Origin of the sequence: Nonlabens spongiae, assembly GCF_002117125.1 — a bacterium.
In the GTDB taxonomy this organism is placed as follows: Bacteria; Bacteroidota; Bacteroidia; order Flavobacteriales; family Flavobacteriaceae; genus Nonlabens; species Nonlabens spongiae.
On sequence record NZ_CP019344.1, the window covers coordinates 958,842 to 982,063 of the forward strand.

Annotated in this window: 21 protein-coding genes, 1 tRNA gene and 1 pseudogene; 9 read left to right on the top strand and 14 right to left on the bottom strand. The window is 40.2% G+C overall.

Features of this window, described 5'->3' with window-relative positions; genetic code table 11:
* Positions 1–33: 33 nt before the first annotated feature.
* Positions 34–744, bottom strand: coding sequence for a G protein-coupled receptor family protein (locus tag BST97_RS04365; protein WP_085766086.1), 711 nt, complete (start codon positions 742–744; stop codon positions 34–36).
* Entirely contained in the window at positions 744–1,079 is a 336-nt protein-coding gene (locus BST97_RS04370) for a PadR family transcriptional regulator (RefSeq protein ID WP_085766087.1), read from the bottom strand. Before BST97_RS04370 ends, BST97_RS04365 begins: the two co-directional genes overlap by 1 nt.
* 431 nt (positions 1,080–1,510) lie before the next feature.
* On the opposite strand from BST97_RS04370, the pseudogene BST97_RS16065 reads away from it, so the two are divergent.
* Positions 1,511–2,045: pseudogene (locus tag BST97_RS16065) on the top strand (DUF4328 domain-containing protein).
* A 4-nt stretch (positions 2,046–2,049) separates the two neighbouring features.
* Here the strand turns inward: BST97_RS16065 and BST97_RS04385 are convergent.
* Together BST97_RS04385 and BST97_RS04390 are read right to left on the bottom strand one after the other, a co-directional pair.
* Positions 2,050–2,889 carry an aminotransferase class IV gene (locus BST97_RS04385; RefSeq protein WP_085766090.1) on the bottom strand — a complete coding sequence of 280 codons (840 nt, stop codon included), beginning with the start codon at positions 2,887–2,889 and terminating at the stop codon, positions 2,050–2,052.
* Between the two features lie 51 nt (positions 2,890–2,940).
* Complete coding sequence (locus BST97_RS04390; RefSeq protein ID WP_085766091.1) at positions 2,941–3,330, bottom strand: START-like domain-containing protein; 390 nt, start codon at positions 3,328–3,330, stop codon at positions 2,941–2,943.
* Positions 3,331–3,461: 131 nt separating this feature from the next.
* Here BST97_RS04390 and BST97_RS04395 point away from each other — a divergent pair.
* A tRNA-Met gene (locus BST97_RS04395) sits at positions 3,462–3,535 on the top strand.
* Between the two features lie 409 nt (positions 3,536–3,944).
* Here the strand turns inward: BST97_RS04395 and BST97_RS04400 are convergent.
* The gene (locus BST97_RS04400; protein WP_085766092.1) at positions 3,945–5,336 is read right to left on the bottom strand and encodes an RtcB family protein; all 1,392 of its coding nucleotides are present in this window, start codon (positions 5,334–5,336) and stop codon (positions 3,945–3,947) included.
* A 249-nt stretch (positions 5,337–5,585) separates the two neighbouring features.
* Between BST97_RS04400 and BST97_RS04405 the strand changes: the two genes are divergently transcribed.
* The 3 genes from BST97_RS04405 to BST97_RS16305 all read left to right on the top strand — a co-directional run bounded on the left by BST97_RS04405 (position 5,586) and on the right by BST97_RS16305 (position 7,574).
* On the top strand, positions 5,586–6,596 hold the full coding sequence (locus BST97_RS04405) for a helix-turn-helix transcriptional regulator (protein WP_085766093.1): 1,011 nt from the start codon (positions 5,586–5,588) through the stop codon (positions 6,594–6,596).
* 203 nt (positions 6,597–6,799) lie between these two features.
* Positions 6,800–7,438 carry a S1/P1 nuclease gene (locus BST97_RS04410; RefSeq protein ID WP_317043459.1) on the top strand — a complete coding sequence of 213 codons (639 nt, stop codon included), beginning with the start codon at positions 6,800–6,802 and terminating at the stop codon, positions 7,436–7,438.
* Position 7,439: 1 nt separating this feature from the next.
* Entirely contained in the window at positions 7,440–7,574 is a 135-nt protein-coding gene (locus tag BST97_RS16305; protein ID WP_317043460.1) for a S1/P1 nuclease, read from the top strand.
* Positions 7,575–7,598: 24 nt separating this feature from the next.
* Here the strand turns inward: BST97_RS16305 and BST97_RS04415 are convergent, their stop codons facing one another.
* From BST97_RS04415 to BST97_RS04455, 7 genes are all read right to left on the bottom strand, one after another.
* Positions 7,599–8,258, bottom strand: coding sequence for an Ig-like domain-containing protein (locus BST97_RS04415; RefSeq protein ID WP_085766094.1), 660 nt, complete (start codon positions 8,256–8,258; stop codon positions 7,599–7,601).
* Positions 8,259–8,336: 78 nt separating this feature from the next.
* Entirely contained in the window at positions 8,337–9,314 is a 978-nt protein-coding gene (locus BST97_RS04420) for a hypothetical protein (protein ID WP_085766095.1), read from the bottom strand.
* A 72-nt stretch (positions 9,315–9,386) separates the two neighbouring features.
* Entirely contained in the window at positions 9,387–11,591 is a 2,205-nt protein-coding gene (locus BST97_RS04425; protein ID WP_085766096.1) for an Ig-like domain-containing protein, read from the bottom strand.
* 1,415 nt (positions 11,592–13,006) lie between these two features.
* The gene (gene msrB / locus BST97_RS04440; RefSeq protein ID WP_085766099.1) at positions 13,007–13,381 is read right to left on the bottom strand and encodes a peptide-methionine (R)-S-oxide reductase MsrB; all 375 of its coding nucleotides are present in this window, start codon (positions 13,379–13,381) and stop codon (positions 13,007–13,009) included.
* A gap of 204 nt (positions 13,382–13,585) precedes the next feature.
* Positions 13,586–14,518 (bottom strand): peptidylprolyl isomerase, encoded by a 933-nt coding sequence (locus BST97_RS04445; RefSeq protein ID WP_085766100.1) that lies wholly within the window; start codon positions 14,516–14,518, stop codon positions 13,586–13,588.
* A gap of 167 nt (positions 14,519–14,685) precedes the next feature.
* Positions 14,686–16,086 carry a dihydrolipoyl dehydrogenase gene (gene lpdA, locus BST97_RS04450; RefSeq protein ID WP_085766101.1) on the bottom strand — a complete coding sequence of 467 codons (1,401 nt, stop codon included), beginning with the start codon at positions 16,084–16,086 and terminating at the stop codon, positions 14,686–14,688.
* A 332-nt stretch (positions 16,087–16,418) separates the two neighbouring features.
* Positions 16,419–17,732 carry an NAD(P)/FAD-dependent oxidoreductase gene (locus BST97_RS04455; RefSeq protein ID WP_085766102.1) on the bottom strand — a complete coding sequence of 438 codons (1,314 nt, stop codon included), beginning with the start codon at positions 17,730–17,732 and terminating at the stop codon, positions 16,419–16,421.
* A gap of 156 nt (positions 17,733–17,888) precedes the next feature.
* On the opposite strand from BST97_RS04455, the gene BST97_RS04460 reads away from it, so the two are divergent.
* The 3 genes from BST97_RS04460 to BST97_RS04470 are packed head-to-tail and all read left to right on the top strand — an operon-like array spanning position 17,889 to position 19,027.
* Positions 17,889–18,383 carry an RNA polymerase sigma factor gene (locus BST97_RS04460; RefSeq protein ID WP_085766103.1) on the top strand — a complete coding sequence of 165 codons (495 nt, stop codon included), beginning with the start codon at positions 17,889–17,891 and terminating at the stop codon, positions 18,381–18,383.
* Between the two features lie 3 nt (positions 18,384–18,386).
* Entirely contained in the window at positions 18,387–18,692 is a 306-nt protein-coding gene (locus BST97_RS04465; RefSeq protein ID WP_085766104.1) for a hypothetical protein, read from the top strand.
* A 26-nt stretch (positions 18,693–18,718) separates the two neighbouring features.
* Positions 18,719–19,027, top strand: a complete 309-nt coding sequence (locus BST97_RS04470; RefSeq protein ID WP_157111444.1) for a hypothetical protein — start codon at positions 18,719–18,721, stop codon at positions 19,025–19,027.
* A gap of 71 nt (positions 19,028–19,098) precedes the next feature.
* On the opposite strand, the gene BST97_RS04475 is transcribed toward BST97_RS04470, so the two are convergent.
* Both BST97_RS04475 and ytxJ read right to left on the bottom strand, forming a co-directional pair.
* Positions 19,099–19,926, bottom strand: coding sequence for a M48 family metallopeptidase (locus BST97_RS04475; RefSeq protein WP_085766106.1), 828 nt, complete (start codon positions 19,924–19,926; stop codon positions 19,099–19,101).
* 4 nt (positions 19,927–19,930) lie between these two features.
* Complete coding sequence (gene ytxJ / locus BST97_RS04480; protein WP_085766107.1) at positions 19,931–20,332, bottom strand: bacillithiol system redox-active protein YtxJ; 402 nt, start codon at positions 20,330–20,332, stop codon at positions 19,931–19,933.
* A gap of 258 nt (positions 20,333–20,590) precedes the next feature.
* Here ytxJ and clpB point away from each other — a divergent pair, with 258 nt between their 5' ends.
* Positions 20,591–23,209 (top strand): ATP-dependent chaperone ClpB, encoded by a 2,619-nt coding sequence (gene clpB / locus BST97_RS04485; protein ID WP_085766108.1) that lies wholly within the window; start codon positions 20,591–20,593, stop codon positions 23,207–23,209.
* Positions 23,210–23,222: the final 13 nt, after the last annotated feature.

A 23,222-nucleotide genomic window follows, 5' to 3' on the forward strand; every position in this document is an offset into this window, starting at 1 on the left:
CTAAATAAAAAAGCGATCTCAGGGTCGCTTTTTCTATGCGATATCATATTCTGGGTATTCCTGACGCAGGTATGTCTCAGCGTGTTTAGGAATTTCAACCGTTATCACATATAGAACTAAGCACATTAGAACGAACACAAAACAAATTGCTGCTAGAAAATAAGGGTTCCAGTCAGATAGGTTGCCATCATCGATATGGATGAATATCTGGATGAAATGAAACGGTAGCCATATCGCTCCCACCGTATTCCCTTGATTGCGTATCATTTCTTCAAGCATCCAGGTCTTCTCCTTATCTGATTCTCGTTTTTTACGTGCACGACAGGCGCTTCTCGCAGACCAAATAAAATACACCACTAAAAGAATCGCCATAACGGTAAGCACCGGCAGTGATCTTAGATTTAAAATTTGGATGAGATAAAATAAGGCAGCGGTGACTGATAATGCGAAAACACACTTAGGCAACGTGAGATACTCCTTCAAATGTTGCCAAATGAATTTCATGTATTTCTTACTTAGCGCTTTCTGCCGCTGTTCTACGATTTCAGTAAAACCAAAAACACCAAACTTCTTAAACTCCTTTTGCAACGCCTTATCAAAACTGCGATTAGGATGCTCCTGCCACTGTTGCTCAATTCCTAGCGCAAGGTGGTCCACAAGCTCCGTTTGCAGATCATAATGTTCTACGTAATGCTTGCGCGTGAACACATATAATTTTTCTATTTGCTCGTCGCTTATTTCCATCAATAGCTCAATTTAGGGTTGATGACCAGTTGCATGTCTTGAATATACTGTTTCAAGTCTTCCAGCATATTAACAGTTTCCTTCTCACCGCTTTCAGTCAGTTTATAATACTTACGTATACGATTATTCACTTTCTCTGCTTCAACCGTGAGGTAACCCTGAGCTTGCAGCTTGTGCAGCGCAGGGTACAAAGCTCCTTCTTTAATCTGGAGACTGTCCTTAGTAACCTCCCTTACCTTCTGGGTAATCTCATAACCATACATCCTTCCCTCCCGCTCCAGCAACTGCATAATGATGGTGGCAAGACTGCCTCGATATAAATTTGCTGTAGACATACCTAAGTTTCTTAGGTGTAAATATACTTAAGAACTTTAGGTATGCAAAGTTTCTATTCTTAGAATCATGGTTAGATGTTGCACGCTTTCGCGAAAGCGTAACTTTCAACCCAGCTCTCATATTCAAATTAGCAATTGAAACATTTAAAGGTTTAGATTTGAAGCTGTTATACTAACTATCAGTTAAACCAGCTAATATATATATCGAGTAAGGATCACCTAAAGAGAATCAACCTACTGATCACAAGCACATAGTTCCAAATTTTCGAAAAAATGCGCATGCCGTAAAAGCTATTTAGAGTAATACTCACAGGGCTAAAATTCTGATAGTGGTTTTCTGGATCATCATCATTGCATCTATGGTGGGGATCGCGCTGGACTTTTTTGAACTGGATTTACTAGAACGCATAGACCAAGGAACCTGTTTTACCATGGAAGAAGCTGAGGACATTGATTCTAGACAGTTCCTCGCTGGCAAAATAAGTTTTGTAATAAGAATTATTTTAATTATTGTATATATAAATTGGTTCAGAAGCGCTTATAATAACATCATCAGGCTAGGTCATAATGCCGATTATCCTGAATCTATCGCAGCGTGGAGCTGGTTTGTTCCCATCATGAATCTATTTGCCTGTAAAAATCATGACCGAAATTAATAGCGGGCTGCAAAATCAACTACAAAAAATGAATGTCGTTTTAAATAATAATGGCATTAGTTTGATTATAGGCTTATGGTGGGCCATTCATATTATCAATAATATATACGCCACAATAGTCAATAGGATAAGCCTCAGTGCAGAAACAGCTTCTGAAATGATGGTCGGTACTCAAAACAGTATCTATTCTGAAATTCTGACTGTTGTTGAGGCATTGCTCGTTATATTTATGGTATATAAAATATCGAGCATGCAAACCAGACTAGAGAGGGAGCACGGAAAAGCGGGTGGATCCGTATTTAATCCATAGCTGATTATGCTCCAAAATACCTCCCATTAATCAATTCGATCAGCTCATCAGCACAGGTAGTTTCGTAAGCTTTTTTTCTATATTTATGGATGCTCTGAACTCCTCTGATCATATTTGTGGTGAAAAGCTCATCGGCGCGTTGTAATTCAAAAGGTGTGATTGTTGTTTCTTCCACCTTATAATTAAGCATCATTTTGAGTTGTGACAATACCTGCTCACGCATGATACCATTGAGACAACCGTCTGACAAAGGAGGGGTTTTAATCGTATCACCAGATCGTAAAAACAAATTCCCTGAAATGGATTCTACCACCATTTTCTTTTCATTGATCAGCAACATGTCCTGATAGTCATTTTCTTGAGCGTATATACCTGCAAGGATATTAACCATTTTCTGAGCGGTTTTCAAATTGCCTAACATCCCAGAAACGACATGATGATCTTTGAATAACTCTACTTCCCTGGAGGAAGGATTCTGATATTTACCATCTATCTCAGAAGACTCTATAGCGAATTCTACATTTCGATCTTGAGGTGTGTAAAATCCGCCAGGTTTGCGCCATACAGTGAATCGTACTCGTGCGTGACCTTGAGTAAAATTGTTTTTAGCTAATAAATTTGTTATCTCTTCCTCAATAAACTCTGGTGTAAATGACTGCGGAATCTCCATACGCAAGATACGCATGCTTGCCATAAGCCTGAAGTAATGCGCTTCAAACAACAATGGCTTACCCTCATAACAACGTAGGGTTTCAAAAACACCATCGCCATAATACGTTCCACGATTATTAAATGGTATCTGTGCTTGTTGCTGGTCTACTATGGAACCATTGAGATTGATCATAAAAAAAGCCCTAATTCAATTAGGGCTCAAAATTAATGGTTAGAGAGAGGATTACCTTGAACCTAACACCTTTTTAAGGCTTGAGATCTGATTTTCCCAAAACAATTTTTGCTCTTCCACCTCATCTTCATCATCACCAAAATCTTCAATCATGAGCGACACATCTTTAGTAATCTCATCTACTTGTATGCGTAACTCAAAATATTTCTTAGTCCCCTCATCATAATCCCATTGAAAACGGGCGCGCTCTTCACTGACTCTTTTTACAATTTTTGCTTTCTCTTCTTGTCCATCCCAGATGAATCTAAAGTACTCTCCTCTACTGTTCACATTATCTGCAAACCACTCAGACATGCCTGAAGGAGTTGCCAGGTATTGATATAATAATTTAGGAGACACTTGTATGGGAAACTCCAGGGTAAACTTCATAGGATCTTGCATGGCAGATTAGTTTGCTGGCAATATAGGGCATTTAGTCACTATGTCAAAAAATAAAAATGCTGTAGATTTAATATAGAAAGTTTTGGTAGCTAAAACAGAATAATTGTATCTTTGCAGCCGCTTTAAGCAATGGCGTGGTAGCTCAGCTGGTTAGAGCGCAGCACTCATAATGCTGAGGTCGGCGGATCGTGCCCGCCCCACGCTACAAAAGACTCATCTTCTACAAGATGGGTCTTTTTATTTTATTCCAATTCTCGACACAAATCGTCTTCGATAGACTCAGACTGACGCCACAACAGATTTATTCTGTCATTCTGAACGGAACAGTGCGATGTCCCGTACAGATGTCAGGATAGAATCTCATGGTCAGTATTCGAGGAGCTTTTTGAATCGAGACATTCTTAATGAGACTCTGAATCCCTCCTAAAGTCGGTTTCAGAGTGAAACTAAGATTTTAGATACAGACCAAAAAGCCCCCTCGAGGGGGTTTGGGGGTGTTACAACAAGTTAATTGAAATTCAAACATCCTCAATAAGAACTCATTGCAAGACGACTCTTTTCTTCTCGATACAATCCCGATTACTCAACCTGACAGCTGATTGAATCATGACAGCCTACCTCCTACCACGACGGCGTTTCTTTTTACGCCAAGGCGCATTTTTCTGCCAGTCGCCTGCCATGATACAACCATAAGGCATGACTTCATCCAGCACTTCACCTAGATTGTAATCTTTCATTTGTTTACGTACGGCCGCAGCATTTTTGTAGGCACTCGGCAACTCAGAAATGTCGATTTCGTTACTGTAAAAACGCACATCCAAACCAGCCGTTTCCTCAGCAAAAATGGCGTCATTGCTTCGTTCTGCCAAGTTGCGTTTATGCTGGGAGCGGCTCATATTTCTTCCCGCACCATGAGGCGCAAAACCTAGGTTGCTATCTGTGGTAGCTCCTGAAACAATCAGCACCGGCTCTGCCATGTTTAAAGGAATTAACCGTGGTCCTGTGATGTCTGGCATAAATTTAGGATCTAATGGCGTGGCTCCTTTTGCATGGTAAAATATGTCTTCATCCTTGAACACAAAATTATGCTCATTCCAAAACCGGTTCTCTAAGGTTACACCAGCCTTTTCAGCTACTGATTCATGGATTTTCTCATGGTTGAGCCTGGTCCAAGCTCTTATGGTTTGCAAAGCGTCCCAGTACTCTTTTCCCTCATCGGTATCAAAAGGAATCCATGCATTTTGCTTTAAAGTCTCAGGAGACAACAATTTTCTAAAACGTTCTGCGGCATCCATTCCTTTTTTGAATAATCTCGCTCCAGGTCCTCGCGAACCGTGGTGTGTGATCATCATGGTATTACCGGTAGCGGCAGATTTACCCACAAACAAGAAATGGTTACCGTCACCTTGCGTACCCAGATGCTCTTGAGCAATGGAAAGCGATTTATCGTCGTTCAAAAACCAATTGGCTTTAAAACGCTCCACTAAATCCACGGGAGGTTTGAATTGTTTCCCTCTGGGTCGCCCACCAGGACCAAAATGAGTACTCGCTTGGGCAGCATCCAAAATAGTTTTAGGATCTGCATCGCCAAAATCGCTCAACATCACCGAGCAACAGATATCGGCACTGTGCATACCGGGATGAATGGCGTTTTTTGCGGCAACGACCCCACCCACGGGAATCGTTCCCACTGGACCCGCTGGGCAGGCGTCTGGCATCACGGCGCCACTCACCACAGTAGGTGTACGCATCACAGCTGCCATGGTGCGGCTTACCGACTCCACATTTTCAGCTTCGAGTTCGTTTTCTGCAGCGATATTCAGACTGAATGAAACAGGTTCCTTATGCAAGGGCTTAGGAGGTGGTAATCTAAATTGCTCTAGATAGTCCATCATCGCCGCCTCGTCGAGACGGTTTATATTGATATGATCTATGGCCTCTCTGTACCATTTTCCTGGCGGGAATCCCAGTTCCCTGATGTCTTTTCCTGTAACTTTACGATTCATAATAAAAAATTTAAAAACTGCGCCGCCTCTCGATTGTGTTTTGACAAACCGCGGCGCAGTTACCACATCAGGAGCCTAACCTCAATGCTCCGTCGTTTTGTTTGCCGACGGTACAAATATGCCCATATTACTGCGCAATCTTTTTGCGTAGTTGTATTTTTGATGATTTAGACTGTTAGTTTCTCGCTTTCGCGATCCCGATAGCTATCGGGACGAAATACGTAAAACATTCACAGAAAATATAAGCCAATGGCTCTTAATAAGAACGCCCTCATACGATATAAAACGATTGACAAATGCCTACAGAATCAGGCAAGGCACTGGTCGCTTGAAGATTTGATTGAGGCTTGTAGTGATGCGTTATATGAATTTGAGGGAAAGGATGTGAATATAAGCAAGCGCACGGTTCAGCTGGATTTGCAAATGATGCGTGGGGATAAATTAGGCTACAATGCGCTTATAGAAGTTTACGACCGTAAGTTCTACCGCTATGCCGATCCCGATTATTCCATCACGCAAATACCACTTACAGAAAACGACATGAATGTACTTTCTGAAACGATGGATATGTTGCGGCAGTTTCAGGATTTCAGTTTGTTTTCTGAGTTTAGAGGAATCTTTAATAAGCTGGAAGACCAGATTTATACAGAGCGGCATCACAAACCCTCTGTCATACATCTGGATCGCAATGCAGATTTGAAAGGAATTGACTTGCTGGATGAGCTGTATCAGGCAATTTTAAAAGAAGTTGTGCTAGAAGTGATGTATCAATCTTTTAACGCGATGGTACCTAGTGAGACAACTTTTCATCCCTATTTCTTGAAAGAGTATAACAATAGGTGGTTCCTAGTGGGCAGGCGATCTGATCATGAGCGCATTCTCACCTTTGCCTTAGATCGCATCATGGGCATTGATTATAATTTTACAGAGACCTACATCCCCTGCCCCATCAATGCCGACGATTATTATAAAAACACCATAGGCGTCACGGTGCTGGATAATCGTTTTCTAAAAAATATCAAATTCAAAGTAGATCGTAAAAACGCCCCTTACGTTCTCACTAAACCCTTTCATGCTTCTCAAAAACTCATTGAAAAACATGAGGACGGCTCCATGACTTTTGGCATGAAAGTGCATACCAATTATGAGCTGGAGCGTCTGCTATTGGGATTTGGCAAATCGCTGGAAGTGTTATCACCACGACAGTTGCGTCGTAAGTTTTCTAGACTATTTGAAGAGGCCTACACTTTATATAAGTAACAACTTATTTTGTGAGAATTGTCTTAGGCAATATTGAAAAATTACCCACCATTAGGTATTTTCTCTAGTGCCAGCCACTTCTAGATTTGTAACAATTAGAACAGCGAAACTAAAACGGCTTCCAATTAACCCTGATTGGTAAAATAATCAACTTAACTACCTAATCTTTCTGGCGATCAGCGCTTATTTTTGACTTTAAAAACATGAAGTTATTTATTCAAGCGCTGATCGCTTTTACCATCAGTTATAGCTGCGTTGCTGAAGATTGGGGGAAAACGGGTCACAGGACCACAGCAGCTATCGCAACCCAGCACCTCACTAAAAAGGTAAAACGTAACATTTCAAAACTTCTGGACGGAGCTTCCCTAGCCACAGTATCCACCTTTGCAGACGAGATCAAGAGCGATTCAAAATACAGAAGTCTGGGTCCCACGCATTATGTGAACATTCCTTTTGAAAAGACTTATGACTCCCATCCCAAAAGTGAAAAAGGTGACATTATTGTAGCGATAGATAAAGCAATCGCCATTTTAAAATCAAAAACCACTAGTAATGAGGAAAAAGCATTTCAGCTGAAGATGCTGGTTCACTATATAGGTGACCTGCACCAGCCTTTGCATGTGGGTTTAAAAGTAGATAAAGGCGGTAATGATTTTCAGGTGCGTTGGTTCAATAAAGGTACTAACCTACATTCTGTCTGGGACACAAAAATGATCGAGAGTTACGGTATGAGTTACTCAGAACTGGCAGTGAATATGGTTCCGCTTTCGCGAAAGCGGTACAAGCAAATAGCTGCGGGCACCCACCGTGACTGGTTAAAAGACAGCCGAGAGCAAGTATAAGATGATCTATGCAAATGTGGAGAAAGGCGACAATTTAGGTTATCGCTACATGTACGATTACACCGATCTTATGAAAGAGCAATTGCAAAAAGGTGGCGTGCGGCTCGCTGCGTTGCTTAATGATATTTTTGGGTGATATTGGATTTGACCAAAAATAAATTTAATAATAGAAGTTTACCCAATCTGTACCATTGAAATAAACGTATCCCACTTTAAGTGAATCTGAGGGGTTAGTATTGAAAACCAGTAAGGATAAAGCAGGATCTAAAATTGTCACCCGATCTGAGCATCCCAGCAATGCCACTCTTGGAATAAGTACGCCTCTATCACTTGAATTGATATGTAAAACCGCACTATCATCTGGAGTGTCGGTGTTGATTCCAACTCCAGTATGCGAAGCTATGCTGTTTATGAAAGAAATAGAAATTGTTTTATCCATACTTGTTTCTGCTTTTCCATCGCCATCGATGTCTATAACTGCTGTAACTTTTACTACGGTCATCACCTTGCTGAACAATGATGAAGTAAATGAACCGTTTTTATCGGTTTTTCCAGAAATGTTAGTTAAAGTGGCTTTATTTCCATTCGCAACAAGCTTCACGGTAATACCAGACAGTGGTACGCCTCGGTAATTAAATAAGGATACTCCTACTTTACCTTCATGACCTAAGATATCCCCCACTGAACTAATAGCAATGAATTGTGACAAATCCAAATCAGGTGTCGAATCAAAATTTTTCGAATTGGCAACAAGGTTTGTTGTAAATAAAATACAGATACATGCTGCAATCAGGGATTTATAATATATAGTTGTTTTCATGTGTTAGTGCGTTTTAACGAGTTTTATTTATACAGTCTTCTAGCTTTCTTTGAGAGATGTTTTAGGTTTAACTAAGCATTACAGTGCACAGACATTTTCCCAAGATGATCCATTCCAAAAAACAAAACCTGGACTAAGTCCGCCAGAAGTAGAAGTATTATAAACGAGTAATGATATTGCTGGTGTAGCAATTGTAGTCGTATCTGTGGTTCCGGTAAGTGCTACTCTAGGTATAAGAACACCTTTATCTGTACCTGCGACTTCAAATATGGAAGAAGGATCAGGAGTTTCAGTACCAATCCCCACCATGCCTTCAACTGCAAAATTGTTCACATTATCAGTTACTCTAACTGCAGTAGGAGAGCCTAAGGGCACCATGGCATCTGGAGTACCATCGTTGTCACTATCATACATAGCTGTGAACTGTGATATCCCTATGCTGTTACCAATAACAACACTCTCGTATATCCCAGAAGCGTTTGTTGTACCAGAGGGAGAGATGATAGTCGTAAATGAAGCTCCAGAAGTGGTTACAAAAATGACGTCTGTAGCTGAAAGAGGAGTCTCATCAGCATCAATCAGACTAATTCTTAGTGTAGCTGTATCCCCATTGATATCTGCTAATGAATCTGGTGCAGATAGTTTAAACATGTCTTCATTTTCAGTCTCGTCACAAAGATTGAATACAACGACATCAAGAAATTGTTCTGCAGTATTTGAATTTGAATCTGTTCCTGTTACTATTACGCTATAAAGGTTATTTCCATCAGCATCTTGAGGATTATCAAAATCTCTAGGCACCATACTGACCACACCATCATTTGAATTTATTGAAAATAAAGCAGCATCGGGACCTGAAAGACTGTATGTAACTGCTCCTGCGGGACTTCCAGTAAGGGTTGCAGCAGGGCTCGTATAAGTGTCGTATTCATTAACCCCTTGGTTTCCGTAGCTATCTACACTAAAAGGTGATATAAAGGCATTGTTAGCTAAGCAAACTGATTGAGAAATAGCTAAGAAAAATATTAACGCATAAATTGAGTGATTAGATTTCATATTCATAGAGTATCGTGTAATATTATTTTTCTTTGTTTAAGGGTTCAACTGAGTTATATGTTATTGCCTTGGTTATTGCCCTTGAGCATCTCTTATTAAACATATACTCTTCCATTCTGTACCGTCGAAGAATACAAATCCTTCTGAAAGTGAATTTGTCCCATTTGTATTATATACTAGTAATGAATTTACGGGTCTAGGAATCGTGGCTGTGTCTGAACTGCTTAACAATGCTACTTTAGGCACCAGTAGACCTTTATCTTCACTGTACACTTCTAGGACACTGGAGGGATGAGGAAAATTAGTGGCAATACCTACCTCACCCACTGTTTCGCGGTCATCTATGTTTGTTAAAAATCTCACCATGGTTGGATTCCCTAGTTCAACATCAGTATCAGGTGCACCTGTTGTACTCGCATAACGAGCCGAATATGTGGCAACACCCGCTAGAGTACTTGTTACTGTTGTTGAGAAATGACCGAATGCATCAGTTACTCCCGTTGAATTAGATATTATCCCAGGACCACTTTCTTTAAATAATATTACTTGTACACCAGATCTAGGCGTATTAGTTTCATCCACAATTTCAACTTGAAGAGTTCCCGTATCACCATTAATATCTCCGATAGGATCTGTTGCACGAAGTTTATTCATCAAAGCGAGTTCTTCCTCTTCACAATCATTATTTACAATTACTGTGAACTCATCACTTACATCTCCGCCTAAACTGGTCGTGCCAGTTAAAATCAAATCGTAAAAATTATCTGTATCCGAATCGACAGGATTTTCAAAATCCCTAGGAACCATACTTACTACGCCGGTACTAGAGTTGATGGTAAAAAGGGCGGCATCATCACCAGAAAGGCTGTAAGTTATCGTTCCGCCCGGTGAATTGGTTAACGTAGGTTGAACGGAAGTAAAAGAGTTATTTTCCATTACGGTTTGAGTAGGCATGAATATGGTGGGAACAGATCCATTTATATTTCTACAGACATCACCTGTAATTTCTTGTGGTGCAGTACAATTTCCAAAAGCTTCACAAGCTTTAGATACATTTCCTACCTCCGTTCCATTGAAGTTTTGATATACATTAGCCTTTGCAGCAGGTGTGGCGCCGGGACGATATTCTATATCTAAATTTGGTCCGATTACGCCACTGTTTATACTAGGTCTTCTATCCCATTTAATATAACCCAATTTATTAGAATCAGAAGGACCCTCTATCTGACCGAAAGTACCTTGGACTGAATTAGTTAAAATTGCTAGTCCTTCGTTATAAAATACGTTCTGATTATTACCGAAATTGAGTGTTCCCCCAATTTCCATTGTGGCATAATTTTCAAAACGTGCACCCCCATTACCAAAATCAACGTTTCCATTTAAAGTTCTAAAAATTCCAGTATTATAAATTGCACCACCGTTTAAGTTAAAGCCTACTTGAGTATTGATTATATTACAGTTGGAGAAAGTACCCTGAGAGCTGTTATTAAAACTTTGTCCGATATTGATTATTCCAAAATTTCTAAAACTCGTTATCCCTGAGATATTTATATTACCATTAATATCAAATTCGTCATAGTTGAATATTGTATTAGTTGAATTGCCATTTTGAAAACCAAGTACAGTAACTTGAATTAAACCGTTATTAATAAAAGTATTGGTTGTCCCATTAAAAGTGATGTTGTTATTCCCATTAGAACCTGCTCTTACAATCCCATTATTCCCTATTATCATTTCAACTCCAGCATTGAACTGAGGCGATTGGCCAAAAATCAGAGTTCCTTCTACATTAAAATTTATATCACCTGATGAATTGATATTGTTTTGAATAGTCAGAGTAACATTAGGTGCGACGCAAACGCTGGTGTTGTTTTGAAAGGTAACATCACTCACAGTAGAATTTGAAGTAATACAATATGTTTGATTTGATTGAAAGGTGAAATTCCCAGAAATTGAACCTGAAAAATCACAACTAGAGCATGGAGCAATTATAGATTCATAACGATCTTTACTTTTGATTTGAATTAAAGAGTCTGAAATTTCAGAATAGTTAACTTCATAAACAGAAATCGCTCTATTTTCAGAAAAAGAGTTAAATTTTTCATCTTTAATTATTCGATTCATTAATGTCTTATCTGATTTTATCAAGGAACTAGAGTCTTCAGACCAGGAAAAATGACTATAATCTAAGGTTATGTTGAAAGCATTTATCACTATGAATATCATCCATAAGATTTCATAAAAGATAATATTTAAAAATGTTAAATTTAGCTTCATAAGCAACTTGATTTACACGATTAACTACAGTTTCAAACGATTAAACACAATTGAAATTTTTTCTTTAATAAACTTATTTTCTAATAGTTAAACCTGTCTCATTTTGCTTTAAATCTAGAAACATGACCTAAAAAAATGTAATTTCTTGAATTAAAACTTTTGTTAAATAAAGCTAAAAATCATATTTATAGATGATTATCGGTTTTTAATTACATTATAATCATTTAAATGCTTAATTCATTGAGAAAATGATATTAACATTTTTTTTTCAGTGTTGTTAATCGATTTTTGCCGATGAAATGAAAACTCTTAATCTTCATTAAATGAGGATAAAAATTATAAAACCTATCATTAAGTAGGTTAATTCTCACATTTAAAGGTGGTATTTCTTACAGTAGTAGAATTAAATGCATTGATTTCTAGCAAATCGAAGTGCTAAACATTCGGAAGATTACACTTAAATCTTACGTCCTACATATGATGTTTAGATAAACCCTAACGTTTGAAAAAATTAAAAAAGTTTGGAATTGGTTTTCTGATCTGCATCATCACAGCAGAACTATTCCTTCACTTTTTATGCCCAGGGACATTGTAGAAATCAACAATCCGGTGATCCTTTTAATGACCAAAGGTCGCTGGTCACCAGAACCGACACCGGCCCGCAATGAAGATTTTGAATATTATGAATTAATGGCTCATGAAGAGGTTTCTATCCAATTGATGCAAAAGCCACTAAAAATAACTAGGGTACAGTACTCTTTCTGCAGGGTCTACGAGCCGGAAAGGAACATATTACCGAGAAAATGAAATGGGTTCATGACTTAGGATTTAACACTGTAGCCATGAATTTGAGAGCGCATAGATCCAGCAACGGTGATTTCTGCACGTTTGGTGCAAAAGAGAAATTTGATGTGCAAAAAGTCACACAAAAACTGCTTCAATCAGGTCATCAAAATATCGGCGTTTGGGGACAATCGGTGGTGCGATTGGTCTGCAAATCACGGTCATAGATAATAACATCCAATATAGAATAATTGACAGTACCTTCACCAATTTCAGAACTATTACTCACGACTACGCCGTTTACTATATATGACTACAAGTCCCTAATTCTATGGACTACCTGATTGAACATCTGGTGAAATTGCAGATTTTGATCCTCAGATTGCAGCTCCTATAAATTTTGCACAGGAGTTACATCAAGATGTTCTCATCGTACATGGAGATCAGGATCGACCTATTAGTATAGATTACCGTCGGACAAATTCTGAAGCGATTTCAAGTGAATCCAAATCGTTCATTAAAATTGATGGCGCTAATCACCTCAACGTTTGACAAGTGGGCGGTGCTACCTATTCAGATAAAGACAATTCCTTCTTGAATCGCAAGTCTCTCGAGAACCTTGTAATAATTAATTACTTCTTCTCAAAATCCAGACTAAGGCTGTTTACGCAATGTCTGATTCCAGTATTTGTAGGTCCGTCGTTAAAGACATGGCCTAGATGGCTGCCACAATTGGCGCACAAGATCTCTGTGCGGATCATGCCGTGCGTCGTGTCTCTTTTACGTTCTATAGCGCCCTCGATTTCATCGTCAAAAGAAGGCCAGCCGCAGCCCGAATCAAATTTAGCTTCTGATTTGTATAATGGATTCCCACAGGCGGCACAACTGTATACGCCGTCTTCATAATGGGTGTTGTATTCACCGGTGAAAGGACGTTCCGTACCTTTTTCACGTAAAATATGGTATTGCTCTGGTGTGAGCTTCTTTTTGTATTCTTCTTCTGTCATTGCAAACCTGATAATGAATTAGCTTCTTGATAACTACGCTTTCGCGAAAGCGTAACACCATAAATATAGTTGCAAGATCAGTTGCCACCTTACCCGATAACAAAAGATTATCACGAGTTTAAAAGTCCTCTAATACCTAAAATGAAAACGGCTCAAGAATCTTAAAACTTGATCCTTGAGCCGCTTCTTACGAAAGGGAACGTTTTATTTCACGTTCATCAATTCTACGTCAAAAACGAGTGTCGCGTTAGGTGGTATAACCCCACCTGCTCCAGCTGATCCATAAGCCAAATGCGGTGGGATTACGAGACGTGCTTTATCCCCTACCTTCAGCAAAGCAATACCTTCATCCCAGCCTGAGATAACCTGACCCATTCCTAACGGAAAATCGATAGGCTGGTTGCGACTGTAGGAAGAGTCAAATACTTTCCCATCAGCCAGCATTCCTTTATAGTGTACGGAAACCGTTTTGCCTTTTTCTGCAAGAGTTCCATCGCCTTTATTGATGATTTTGTATCTCAAACCACTATCAGTTTTATCAAAGCCTTTTGCGATCTCGTCCAGTTGTTGTTCTTGTTGTTTACGGGCCTGTTCTTCTCTTTGTTTAGCTGCTCCTTCAAAAGCTCTGAACGACTCCACGGCATTGAACAACTCAGCTTCAGAACCCTTACGGATGATCTCAACATGTTTGATCTCATCACCTTGAGTGATACTATCCACGACATCCTGACCTTCTTCAACTTTTCCAAAAACAGTATGTTTCCCATCCAACCAGTCTGTTGCGATGTGTGTGATGAAAAATTGGGAACCATTTGTTCCAGGCCCTGCATTTGCCATGCTTAAGACTCCAGGTCCATCATGCTTGAGATCCTCATGAAACTCATCGTCAAATTTGTAACCTGGTCCACCAGAACCAGTTCCTTGTGGATCACCTCCCTGAATCATAAAGTCTGGAATGACTCGGTGGAATTTAAGGCCATCATAGTAAGGCGTTCCTTGAGGTTTTGCATCGTTCTCGAGGTTTCCTTCTGCGAGGGCGACAAAATTCCCTACCGTTCCTGGAGTTTTATCGTAGTGAAGTTGTAAAAGAATATCCCCTTTTGAGGTTTCTAGCTTAGCGTATAATCCGTCTTGCATGGTTACATTTTTAAGGTTGCAAAGATAAGATATTGATTGAGGCCAAGTGTCTCAAAGAAATGATAAGAGCCCCAGACGAAAAAAATAAGGATGGTGATCTGTTTCAGCTTGGATCATAAAAAAAGGGCAGAATCTCTTCTACCCTTTTACTCATACTGTATAAAATCTTACACATGCAACGCCCGATCTTCTGTCGCAGCGAGAGCGGCTTCTTTTACCGCCTCAGCATAAGTAGGGTGTGCGTGTGACATGCGTGCGATATCCTCTGCACTGGCACGGTATTCCATAGCTGTTACCGCTTCAGCAATCAAGTCGGCTACGCGAGCTCCTATCATGTGGACACCTAGAACTTCATCGGTTTCTTTATCGGCGAGGATTTTAACCAAACCATCGATATCTCCTGATGCTCTGGATCGACCTAAAGCCCGCATAGGGAACTGACCACTTTTATAATTTACACCAGCTTCTTTTAATTCCTCCTCGGTTTTACCTACGCTGGCAACTTCTGGCCAAGTGTAAATCACATTAGGAATCAGATTATAATTGATGTGTGGTTTTTGACCTGCAATAGTTTCAGCGACAAAAACGCCTTCTTCCTCTGCTTTGTGAGCCAACATGATTCCTCTTACCACATCTCCTATGGCGTAGATGTTTGGAATATTTGTTTGCTGGTGTTCATTTACGTCAATCTGACCTTTCTCATTGACTTTTACTCCGGCGGCAGCTGCATTTAATTTATCAGTATATGGTCTACGACCCACACTTACTAATACGTAATCTCCTTCAAAAGTGACTTCTTCGTCTTTTTTGTTTTTGGCAGTTACCGTAACCGTATCGCCATCACGTTCTACTTTGTTGACCGCATGTGATAAATGGAACTTCACACCTTGTTTTTTCAGGACTTTCATTAATTCCTTAGAAAGGACCTTGTCCATTCCCGGAGTAATGCGGTCCATATACTCGATCACGGTTACCTCGGCTCCTAGTCTTCGGTACACCTGACCCAATTCAAGACCTATCACGCCTCCACCTATAACGATCATGTGCTTGGGAATCTCTTTGAGTTTAAGAGCTTCTGTACTGGTAATGATACGTTCTTTGTCTAATTTTATAAAAGGCAGCGTTGCCGGTTTAGAACCTGTGGCAATAATGGTCTTCTTTGCCTCGATTGTTTCCTCTTTATCTCCCACAATTTTGATGTGTGTCGCATCTACAAAAGAACCCATCCCTGTGTAGACATCGATGTTGTTCTTTTTCATCAAAAAAGCTACACCATCGCAAGTTTGATCCACCACCTTTTTCTTGCGCGCAATCATTTGCTCAAAATTGATCTTTATATCACTAGGAATTTCTATACCGTGTTCTTCAAAATGTTTAACGGCATCATGATAATGATGCGATGAATCCAGTAGTGCTTTTGACGGAATACAACCTACGTTGAGACAAGTACCGCCCAGCGTATCGTACTTTTCAATTATTGCAGTTTTCATACCTAGTTGTGCACAGCGTATCGCTGCCACGTAGCCTCCTGGACCAGAACCTATAACGGCCACATCATATGTACTCATAAGAGTGTTTTTATCGTTTGTTTATTGATTTTCAAAGGTAATAAATAGCGTTAACCTACGGAACTTGTATTACAAGATTGAATAGTGAAATTGAAAGTTCAACATACAGAAATAATATTTTTTTGAACAAGACTTCAGAGTTATGAGTTATGACTCATGTACGTTGTACGTCCCTGATATAGGTCGAAATTAGAAAACAGGTTTTTGTTGATCAGTCCAACCAATTAGATCACATATCTTAACGATTAATTTTTTAAGTCTAATCATCTTAAGACACTAAATAAACTTGACCTTAGACTTAGACTTAGACTTAGACTTAGACTTAATTTTATCTAAGTGGCATTAGTACTATTCTTCAACTTTTTAGACATATCATTTTTTTGAAATGGCCTAATGATCAGACGTGCGGCGCGGTCAAAATTGAAGTAATTGTAGATCCAATTCAGAAAAACCACCAGCCTGTTGCGCACTCCTACCAAGAAATACAAGTGAACCACTAGCCAAGTAAACCAAGCCAGGAAACCGCCGAGTGTTATTCCCTTTACATCGGCTACCGCTTTGTTACGGCCTATAGTGGCCATGCTGCCCTTATCAAAATAGGAAAAGGGCTTTATATCCTTGCCATTTTCCAGTCGCTCGAGATTCTTGACCAGTAATTTCCCTTGCTGGATTGCCGGTTGAGCGACCATGGGATGGCCTTTAGGGTAATCATCTGTTTTCATCAGGGCGATGTCCCCCACCGCAAAAATGTTATCGTAATCTTTTACTCTATTGAAGTGATCAACATAAAAACGCTGCGAACGCTCGTCTATACTTCCCTCCTTCAAACCTGAAAGTGGGTTACCCGTTACTCCAGCACTCCAGATAAAGGTATGGGCGGTGAGTTCTAAATCTTTGTTTGTCGATATGGTCAGATCTTCATAATTCTTGACCAAGGTGTTTAGATGCAGCGTTACACCGAGCTTTTTCAAGTATTTTTCAGCTTTTTGAGAAGCTTTTTTACTCATGCTGGAAAGCACACGATCCTCACCATCTAATAGATGAATCTCCATAAAATCAGGATTCAGATCTGGGTAATCGCTGGGCAGTACTCCTTTTTTGAATTCGGCGAAAGCACCAGAAAGTTCAACGCCTGTAGGTCCAGCTCCCGAGATCACGATGCGCATGAGCTCTTTTTGCTCTTCAGGATCGTTTGTAAGCGTTGCCTTTTCTAGATTTTGCAACATAAAACTACGTATGTTGAGCGCTTGGGGAACTGTTTTCATTTGGAGCGATGCTTCCTTAATCTGCTCGTTCCCAAAGTAATTAGTCCGGCTACCCGTAGCAATTACTAGATAATCAAACTTGACTTCTCCTTTATCTGTTTGCAAGGTGTTCATCACTGGCTCAACAGACTCCACCTCTGCCATACGGAAAAAGAAATTGTTCTTCTTTTCATTCAGTCCTCGCAGCGGGAATGCGATACTGTCAGGTTCTAATCCACTGGTGGCAACCTGATACATTAAGGGTTGAAAATTGTGATAATTGTGACGGTCTATAAGTACGACCTGAAACTTTTTTTTGGTCAGCTTTCGCGAAAGCGTAACTCCTCCAAAACCACCTCCTACGATAACGACTCTAGGCAATGGTGAGTCAGGAATGTTCATAACTGCGGCATTTGTACAAAGATAAATCCTGAAATAGACTGAACGTAGGTGCTTAACATAGTCTTAGGCTTGAAAACAAGAGTCGGTTTTTAGAAATTAAAATAGGTTTGTAACAAAGTCCATTATTGAGCTACTAATCGTTCATAACCAAAAAACGTGAGCAAGAACCAAGAGCAGGAATTTGTGAGATTACTGGAAGAAAACCAGAACATCGTGCACAAGATCTGCCGTTTGTACACTAACGATCAAGATGCGCACAACGATCTCTTTCAAGAGGTTACGGTGCAGCTGTGGAAGGCTTACCCCAAGTTCAGAGGTGATTCAAAGTTCTCCACCTGGATGTACAGGGTTGCGCTCAACACGGCGATCACACTGTACAGAAAGGGAAAGCGAAGGGTTCAAACCCAAGCTTATGATAGTGTAGAGTTTAAAATTGAACTGAAGGAAGAAGATGACGAGATGATGGAGCAGCTTACCCTACTCTACGGCGCTATCAAACAACTCAATGATATTGAAAAGGCTCTGGTCTTTCTTTATCTAGAGGATAAAAATTACAAAGAAATAAGTGCGACACTAGGAATAAGCGAGGTAAATGCACGGGTGAAGATGAATCGCATCAAAACCAAATTAACGAATATTATAAATCCATAGAAGATGGATCAATTAGATATTTTAAAATCAAAATGGCAGGCGCAAGATGCAAGCTTGCCGCGATACAGTAGTGAGAAGATTAAGGGTCTACTGCACCATAAGTCGAGTAGCATTGTAAAGTGGTTATTGTTTATAGCCATAGGTGAGTTTGCATTCTTTTGTTTTTTAGGAATTATGAGCACAAGTCTGTATGATGATATAGATTTTGTTGAAATTTTTGGAAGTTGGTATATATATGGTACAAGTGCATTTCACTATATCATCATACTTTTTTTATATATCAATTTTTTAAAAATTATAAAAATATAAGGGTCGACCAACCTAGTCGTAAACTAATGAAAAATATTCTTAAGACTAGGCGTACCATGAAATACTATATATGGTACAATTTGGCTTATATAATGGTTGTGGGAATGTGGGGAGGCTGGATTGCTTTAGACAATGATCCACAAACCATCGCGTTAAAGGAAATGCTTGCTCATGACCGTGGTGAGCTGCTCGTAAATATGATGGTCATGGGATTCTTTTTCGTAATTTTTGCAATCATGAGTCTCATTTTATATCTATTTTACCTATTGATTTACGGTATTCTTTTAAAGAAATTAAAACGCAATTATTACGAGTTGAAGAAGATTGAGATATAATTTCTTGTGAAATTCTAAAAACAAAAAATCCAGCTCTACCGAGCTGGATTTAAATCATCGATTTTATCTTTCTACTTAAAGGAGGTCACACCATACTTGGCGGCTTCTTTTCTAGCATCAGCAGCGAGAGCTTGTAAATTTTGAATACGTGTATCTGGGTGTGGGTGCGTGCTGAAAAATTCAGGTGGCGCTTGACCACCGCTGTTTGCTTTCATGCGCTCCCAGAGCTGGGCTGCCTCGTCCGGATTATATCCCGCGATTGCCATAAGATATATACCTATAGTATCCGCTTCATTTTCATGACTTCTAGAGAAAGGCAACATACCACCCAGCTGTGAACCTAATCCATAAGCTTGATTGATAATCTGCTGGGTATCCTGTCCTGCTCCAGCAAGTTGACCTCCTACCGCGGTGGCCGCTGCTCCTACAGCTTGCAGCTGACCAGCACTCATGCGTTGCGCACCGTGATCTGCAAGCGCGTGCGCTACCTCGTGCCCCATTACTACCGCTACACCTGTTTCATCTTGACAAATGGGTAAAATCCCAGTATAAAAAACGATTTTACCTCCTGGCATACACCATGCGTTTACCGTTTCATCTTGAACGAGATTATATTCCCATTTATATCCATTAAGATAACCTTCCTCGCCTAGCGCATTTAACCAGCGCTCGGCAGCAGTTTTTATTTTTTGCCCTACTCTTTTGATCATTTCAGATTCTGCGGTTCCTGTGATCACCTTGTTTTCAGTAAGGAATTGATCGTATTGCGCATAAGCTGTTGGGAATATCTGACTGTTTGATACAAAGTTCAACGTTTTTTTACCCGTAAAAACATTGGTTTTACAAGAGGCGGCAAAAACGATTAATGCCAGTATGAGTACGCGGTTTACGTTTTTCATTGAGTTACTTTTTGATAAGTTCTTGAATTTTTTTGATGTCGATCCCATGGTGCGATTCTGTGTGAATCACCTGTTCATTATCAATCACGATAACTTGGGGCGACTGGTGCTGGACGCTAAGCTTCTCAGCTACAGCGTTGCTCACGTCTCGATTTGCGATAAGGTCTAAAAGGTAATACACTGCCTGATCCATACCTGAGGTATAGTTATTCTCAAATTGATTGAGCGCCATGCGGCTTATTCCGCAACGTGTGCTGTGCTTAAAGATCACCTTAGGCTTAAGTTTGCTGTTCTTGATCAAATTATCTAACTGATCTATGGAGTCTAAGTGCTCCCATTCAATCCCTTTGATTTCCTCTTTAGCGATATCTCGTTGGGACTTGAAAATTTTATTTATAATACCCATAATCTTATTTTTAGTGACCAAAATAACTTTAGCCTGGCGCTATGAAGATTGATCTCGACTACTTAATGTTGTTCCGCTTTCGCGAAAGCGAGACCGCATCAATCTTAACGCAATATCAAAAATATATTTATTGCAGCAATAACTGTGATAACAAAATGATAAACCGTCAAGGTGTCATAAAAATTTCTCAATTATACTGACTTAATGTCAAAAATTGACACGGCACATCATTTGACTTAACGGAAGAAAAAAAGAAATATGAATCCCAATAAACTCACTATAAAATCACAGGAAGCTCTGCAGTTTGCGCAGCAACTTACCCAGGAAAATGGTCAGCAACAAATTGAAAATGCACATCTTTTCAAGGGTATCGCTCAGGCAGATCAGAACGTGCTTCCGTTTGTGTTTAAAAAATTGAACGTTAACCTCGATTTAGTAAATCAATTGATCGATAGTCAGATCAACTCATTTCCTAAAGTCGATGGTGGTGACCTCACTCTTTCCAGAGAAACCGGTCGGGTGCTCAACGCAGCAACCTCGCTAGCCAATAAAATGGGTGATGAATATGTAAGTATTGAACATTTGCTCATTTCAATTTTTGATGGAAAGTCTAAAACCGCCCAGATTTTAAAAGATCAAGGCATCACTAAGAAAAACCTGGAAGCGGCGATTGAAGAACTGCGCCAAGGCAATAATGTGACTTCTCAAAGTGCAGAGGATACTTATAATGCTTTGGGCAAATACGCAAAAAACCTCAACCAGCTTGCTGATCAGGGAAAACTAGATCCCGTTATAGGTCGTGATGAAGAGATACGCAGAATATTGCAGATCCTCTCGCGTAGAACCAAAAATAATCCCATGCTCGTGGGAGAACCTGGTGTAGGTAAAACCGCTATCGCAGAAGGTCTCGCCCACCGTATTGTAGGCGGAGACGTACCAGAAAATCTTAAAAACAAGCAGATTTTTTCCCTAGACATGGGAGCGTTGATTGCTGGTGCTAAGTATAAAGGTGAATTTGAAGAGCGATTGAAATCAGTGGTAAAAGAAGTGACTACCAGTGCTGGTGATATCGTTCTCTTTATCGATGAGATCCACACGCTTGTAGGTGCTGGAGGTGGCGAGGGCGCCATGGATGCGGCAAATATTTTAAAGCCTGCGCTGGCCCGTGGTGAATTACGTGCGATAGGCGCTACGACACTCGATGAATATCAAAAATACTTTGAGAAGGATAAAGCGCTAGAGCGCCGTTTCCAGAAGGTCATCGTTGATGAACCAGATACGGAAAGTGCGATCTCCATACTGCGTGGTATTAAAGATAAGTATGAAACTCACCATAAAGTGCAGATTAAAGATGATGCTATCATAGGAGCTGTTGAATTATCACAGCGCTACATCACAAACCGATTCTTACCTGATAAAGCGATCGATTTGATGGACGAGGCTGCATCTAAATTGCGTATGGAGATCAATTCAAAGCCAGAAGAACTCGATGTTTTGGATCGCAAGATCATGCAACTTGAAATTGAGATCGAGGCGATCAAAAGAGAAAACGATGAGGTAAAACTCAAGAATTTAAGGTCAGAGCTGGCTAACCTCAAAGAAACTCGTAATGAGCTCAATGCACAGTGGGAGAATGAAAAATCTGTTGTGGATAGCATTCAATCGTTGAAATCTGATATTGAGAACTACCGCCTGGAAGCAGAACGCGCTGAGCGAGAAGGTGACTACGGTAAAGTAGCAGAATTGCGTTACGGTAAAATCAAGGAGGCTCAAGATGAACTGGCAAAACTTCAAGCTCAAAATGAAGCTGCCGATGAAACCAAAGCCTTGATCCAAGAAGAAGTAACCTATGACGATATCGCAGAGGTTGTCGCAAAATGGACCGGTATACCCGTAACTAAAATGCTTCAAAGCGAGCGAGAAAAACTCTTGCGCCTAGAAGAAGAATTGGGCAATCGAGTCGTAGGCCAGAAAGAAGCGATTGAAGCTGTGAGTGATGCCGTGCGACGCAGCCGCGCAGGTCTTCAAGATCAGAACAAACCTGTGGGATCTTTTTTATTCCTAGGTACAACTGGAGTCGGTAAAACTGAACTTGCTAAAGCGCTCGCAGAGTTCCTTTTCAACGATGAAGCCTCGATGACGCGCATCGATATGAGTGAGTATCAAGAGCGACACAGCGTGAGCCGTCTGGTAGGTGCTCCTCCAGGATATGTAGGGTATGATGAAGGTGGACAGCTTACTGAAGCAGTACGCAGAAAACCTTACAGCGTAGTCTTGCTGGATGAGATTGAAAAAGCACATCCCGACACTTTCAACATCTTGTTGCAGGTACTTGATGAGGGTAGATTGACCGATAACAAAGGGCGTGTAGCTGACTTCAAGAACGCGATCATAATTATGACGTCAAACATGGGAGCTGAAATCATACAGCAGAAGTTTGAGAATTTCAATGGTGATTCTGCGAGTCTGGATAGTTTGATTGACACAACCAAGATGGAAGTCGTGGGTGCGTTAAAACAGCGCGTGCGACCAGAGTTTATCAACCGTATCGATGACATCGTGATGTTCACACCGCTTTCTAACGATGAGATAAAAGAAATCGTGGAACTGCAACTGCGCAACGTGACTAAGATGTTGTCTAAACAAGGTATCACCATAGACGCGACTGAAGACGCAATTGATCTACTTGCTAAATTGGGCTATGAACCGCAATACGGAGCACGCCCTGTGAAGCGAGTGATTCAGCGTGAGATTTTGAACAAGCTTTCTAAGGAGATTTTGGCAAATACTATTTCTACCGAGAGTATTGTTTTGATCGATGCCTTTGAAGACAATTTGGTTTTCAGAAACGAGACGATTGATGTAGATGTGGAGTAGATTGAAATAGATC

Excerpts from the sequence above, each read along its gene's own strand:
- BST97_RS04365 (WP_085766086.1), bottom strand. The coding sequence starts at position 744 with ATGGAAATAAGCGACGAGCAAATAGAAAAATTATATGTGTTCACGCGC.
- BST97_RS04370 (WP_085766087.1), bottom strand. The coding sequence starts at position 1,079 with ATGTCTACAGCAAATTTATATCGAGGCAGTCTTGCCACCATCATTATG.
- BST97_RS04385 (WP_085766090.1), bottom strand. The coding sequence starts at position 2,889 with ATGATCAATCTCAATGGTTCCATAGTAGACCAGCAACAAGCACAGATA.
- BST97_RS04390 (WP_085766091.1), bottom strand. The coding sequence starts at position 3,330 with ATGCAAGATCCTATGAAGTTTACCCTGGAGTTTCCCATACAAGTGTCT.
- BST97_RS04400 (WP_085766092.1), bottom strand. The coding sequence starts at position 5,336 with ATGAATCGTAAAGTTACAGGAAAAGACATCAGGGAACTGGGATTCCCG.
- BST97_RS04405 (WP_085766093.1), top strand. The coding sequence starts at position 5,586 with ATGGCTCTTAATAAGAACGCCCTCATACGATATAAAACGATTGACAAA.
- BST97_RS04410 (WP_317043459.1), top strand. The coding sequence starts at position 6,800 with ATGAAGTTATTTATTCAAGCGCTGATCGCTTTTACCATCAGTTATAGC.
- BST97_RS16305 (WP_317043460.1), top strand. The coding sequence starts at position 7,440 with ATGATCTATGCAAATGTGGAGAAAGGCGACAATTTAGGTTATCGCTAC.
- BST97_RS04415 (WP_085766094.1), bottom strand. The coding sequence starts at position 8,258 with ATGAAAACAACTATATATTATAAATCCCTGATTGCAGCATGTATCTGT.
- BST97_RS04420 (WP_085766095.1), bottom strand. The coding sequence starts at position 9,314 with ATGAAATCTAATCACTCAATTTATGCGTTAATATTTTTCTTAGCTATT.
- BST97_RS04425 (WP_085766096.1), bottom strand. The coding sequence starts at position 11,591 with ATGAAGCTAAATTTAACATTTTTAAATATTATCTTTTATGAAATCTTA.
- msrB (WP_085766099.1), bottom strand. The coding sequence starts at position 13,381 with ATGACAGAAGAAGAATACAAAAAGAAGCTCACACCAGAGCAATACCAT.
- BST97_RS04445 (WP_085766100.1), bottom strand. The coding sequence starts at position 14,518 with ATGCAAGACGGATTATACGCTAAGCTAGAAACCTCAAAAGGGGATATT.
- lpdA (WP_085766101.1), bottom strand. The coding sequence starts at position 16,086 with ATGAGTACATATGATGTGGCCGTTATAGGTTCTGGTCCAGGAGGCTAC.
- BST97_RS04455 (WP_085766102.1), bottom strand. The coding sequence starts at position 17,732 with ATGAACATTCCTGACTCACCATTGCCTAGAGTCGTTATCGTAGGAGGT.
- BST97_RS04465 (WP_085766104.1), top strand. The coding sequence starts at position 18,387 with ATGGATCAATTAGATATTTTAAAATCAAAATGGCAGGCGCAAGATGCA.
- BST97_RS04470 (WP_157111444.1), top strand. The coding sequence starts at position 18,719 with ATGAAAAATATTCTTAAGACTAGGCGTACCATGAAATACTATATATGG.
- BST97_RS04475 (WP_085766106.1), bottom strand. The coding sequence starts at position 19,926 with ATGAAAAACGTAAACCGCGTACTCATACTGGCATTAATCGTTTTTGCC.
- ytxJ (WP_085766107.1), bottom strand. The coding sequence starts at position 20,332 with ATGGGTATTATAAATAAAATTTTCAAGTCCCAACGAGATATCGCTAAA.
- clpB (WP_085766108.1), top strand. The coding sequence starts at position 20,591 with ATGAATCCCAATAAACTCACTATAAAATCACAGGAAGCTCTGCAGTTT.